We start from the raw sequence: 3,646 nt of genomic DNA, 5'->3' as shown, positions 1-3,646 counted from the left end.
GGCAGATGAAAAGTGCGGTAGAGACTTACACTTCTAACCGACAAGAAGAGGCGGAGCGGGAGGTAAGACGATTAAAATCACATTTACAGCAAGCAGAGGCACAAGGCAATGAAGAAGCGAAAAATCAGCTTCAAGCAGAAATCGCTCTAGCTGAAGAAAAAGCACAAAGTTGGGGTACGGGAGGTCGGACCAAACGCACCATTGATGCCATCACCAATGCAGGTTTAATAGCTTTAAGTGGTGGTTCAAGTCAAAGTGTAGCCACCGCGGTTGCTTCGCCTTATGTGAATCAGTTGATTAAAAATGTCACTAAGGATTACCCGGCACTAAATATTCCAACCCATATTTTATGGGGGGCTGTAGAAGCGGAGTTGATGGGTAGCAATGCTCAAACCGGTGCCATCTCTACTGCAGCAGGCGAACTGGGGGCAAAATATCTTACCGAGCATCTTTACGGTAAAGAGTCGAAAAACCTCAGCGAGACTGAACGTAGCCAAATCAAGGAAATGGCAAAAGCCTTGGCAGGAGTGGCAGGCGGTTTAGTGGCAGCAGGACAGGGGGCAAGTGCGGTCAAAATTTTGAAAGAATCTTCAGTGGGGATGACTGTGGCGAATAATGCGGTGGAATATAATTATCTCACTGCAAATGAAGCAGCAAGAAAAGCAGAATTAATGATGTTAATTCAGACAGAGATTAATCCTGAGAAAAAAGCCCAATACCAAGAAGAACTTGATGACATTATCGCAAAAGATATTCGCACTCAAAAAGAAATTGAAGATAGCTGCCCGAGATTTGGTAAAGGTTCAAGTGCTTGTCAGGCTTCAATTTTAGATGCGGAAAAAGCAAGACAGAGTTACAACCGTTATTCTGATGAATTTCAACCACTCGGTTATTCAAAAGAAAAACGTCAGTATAAAAATGTCTTTGCTTATGATTACGGAAGAACAAATGAAGCACTAGCAGGAAAAGATCCGCTAACACTCCAAAAAGAAGCTTTCGCAGTAGAAGTCGCAAAAGCTAAAAATACGTTACCGGAACAAGAGTATAATTGGGTGAGTAACGGTATTGATCTTGGTAAGTTGGGTGAGTTTCAAGGTTGGGGGAGAACAATTAAGGGATTGCCGAAAGCTGTTAACTCAAATAAAAACTTACCTATAATTGGAAAAACCATAGGTTATGGTGACGTTAAACTTATTTATAGACAGGATGATAATTTTTTATCAAAAAATAATCACAAAGGTGCGTTAAAGGCTTATATTGGTGAGAATGGAGATCTTATACCTGCTAATCCTACTGGTTCTGCTAGTGTACAATCTCATGTTCGTGGGGGAAATTCTAAAAACTCTCCTTTTATATCATTTACAGATCCTAGATATTCTAATGGTGTTAAATCATATGGAAAAGAGACAATATCAATAAATCTTCAACGATTAAGTGATGATATTAAAGCTGGAAAATTACCAAACACACAGATAATACTTCACAGTGAGCTAAAATACTTTCTTGATGGATTGGTTAATGATGCTAGAGCTAGATATGAATTAAATTCAACAACTAGAAATAGAGTTAAGTTAGAACGAGCTATTGATGATCTAAATAATGTAAAAAGAGATGGGGAGTGCTTAATAAAAGGTTGTGTTCCTTCAGAATATATTTTGAGAGGTAAATAATGTTAAAACCAGAAGAAATTTATGATGTATTATATAGAATTCCTAAAGGAGTAGATTCTACAATAGTGCTAGAAGATTTGGATTTAAAGGATATTCCAAAAGATAGAATTAATAAAATTATATCTATTATATATGATCATGATTATTATGATGATTTTGATTTAATCAAAGCTGCTTCTCTATTGAGTAATTGGGGATTTGATGAAGGGTTCTATTTTTTAAGCTCTTTATTATTGGGTGAAAAGGAAAATAAGTTATTATATGAGTTATTGATTGATGAGGAAGTCTATAAAATGATTTTTTATGCAATTATTGGATATTGGGGAAGTGTTAGTGATAGTAATATTGATGGATCACACCTAAAAGATATCATGTTTCCTGTTGTATCTAAACTAATTGAGTTGGCTAGTATTAATGGGTTTAATATATCTTATATATACTTTATGATCTTAGATTATGATTTTGTTGAGTTTGTTCCATTGGTTAAAAAATATTTATCTAATATTATTGATGATTCTAGTCAATATTGGAATATTCATGATTCTATAAAGTTACTTATGAAGATAGAGCCTGGTTTTGCAATAGATCTTATCCATAAAAAAAATAAAGAGTTATCTGATTTTGGAATAGAAATTTAATGCTTTAAGTATGAATGAGATTATGTTTTATAAAGTAAATGATCTTTATGGTGAGTTTTCAAATTTTTCACCTTATGGATTCATTTTGGATAAAAAATACTGGGCGACAGTAGAACATTATTTTCAGGCTCAAAAGTTCTTTGATTTAACGTTGCAGGAAAAAATTAGAAGTATGGATTCACCTATGAAGGCTGCTATAGAAGGACGAAAAAAAGAAAATCCTCTTCGCCCAGATTGGGATAAAGTTAAGGATCAAATTATGTATAAAGCAGTTAAAGCCAAATTTACTCAGAATATTAAACTATTGAATTTATTATTATCTACAGGAAGTAAGAATTTAATAGAGCATACTCCAAATGATTCTTATTGGGCTGATGGAGGAAACGGCAGAGGAAAGAATATGTTGGGTACTATTCTTATGAAGGTTAGAGATGAATTATTTTTAGAAAATAAGATTTAATGAGCCTTTTCCATAATTTGTGTAAATACCTGTTCTTGAGATAATACATCAACACACGCAAAAATCAGAAGCGAAAACGACCGCACTTGAGGCGGGCGGTAAGCTTGTGATTCAAGCGAAAGAAGGAGATATTCGCACCCAAGGCAGTCGCATTAGTGCAGAAGGTGATGCCGCATTTATTGCAAAAAATAACATCACCTTTGATGTTGCCACGCATCATCAAGGCCAACAAGCTCATAGTCAATCAAAAACCTTCAGTGCAGATGGTTTGAACAAATACGTTGCCGGTATGGCAATGCAAAAAGAAAAGGGTGATAGTGCGCTCACACAAGAAGTAGGCACAACAGTTTCTATCGGCGGCAACAGCACCACGATAGCGGAGAAAGGTGATATCACCTTAAAAGGAGCTACCTTTGTGGCAAATGGCATGAATCATCTGCAAGCGACAGAAGGCAACGTGAACCTCTTGACAGCCGAAACTCGAGAAAGCAGCGGGCAAGCCCGCAAAGGGCATGGCATTGGTGAGGCAGTGATATCGGATACGGAGCGATTCTTTGGTTATAACCGTACGCGAATGAATCAAGCGGGTGAACAAGTAAGTCACCAAGGCAGTCGGGTTGCGAGTTTGAATAACAACGTTTCCGTTTATGCCGGCCAAGATTACAGTCAAACGGCAAGTGAAATATTGGCAAAAGAGCGCGTGGACATCAGCGCACAAAACATCACGATTAACAACGCCCTGAATCATCAAGAAAACAGCCAAAGTGAAAGTGATTTAAAAATCGGACAGTTTAGTCGAGTGAAATCACCGATAATCGACTTACTTAATACAATAGAAAGTGTGGTAAAAAATGACAGAGCTTCAGAACGGTTGAAAG

The 3,646-nt window shown here is 36.9% G+C and carries 3 protein-coding genes and 1 pseudogene; all 4 read left to right on the top strand.

Going from position 1 to position 3,646, the window contains the following annotated elements:
- A pseudogene (locus tag BKK48_RS10060) lies at positions 1-1,670 on the top strand (VENN motif pre-toxin domain-containing protein); the annotation flags it as partial.
- Positions 1,670-2,308 carry a hypothetical protein gene (locus BKK48_RS09690; protein WP_077428271.1) on the top strand — a complete coding sequence of 213 codons (639 nt, stop codon included), beginning with the start codon at positions 1,670-1,672 and terminating at the stop codon, positions 2,306-2,308. The pseudogene BKK48_RS10060 and the gene BKK48_RS09690, both read left to right, overlap by 1 nt.
- Positions 2,309-2,318: 10 nt before the next feature.
- Positions 2,319-2,768, top strand: a complete 450-nt coding sequence (locus BKK48_RS09685) for an NADAR family protein (RefSeq protein WP_077428269.1) — start codon at positions 2,319-2,321, stop codon at positions 2,766-2,768.
- Positions 2,769-2,874: 106 nt separating this feature from the next.
- A partial coding sequence (locus tag BKK48_RS09680) for a hemagglutinin repeat-containing protein (protein WP_244154898.1) occupies positions 2,875-3,646 on the top strand: 772 nt, incomplete at its 3' end.

This window comes from Rodentibacter heidelbergensis, from assembly GCF_002000125.1.
Classification (GTDB): Bacteria; Pseudomonadota; Gammaproteobacteria; order Enterobacterales; family Pasteurellaceae; genus Rodentibacter; species Rodentibacter heidelbergensis.
This window is presented reverse-complemented; position numbering and strand designations above follow the sequence as displayed.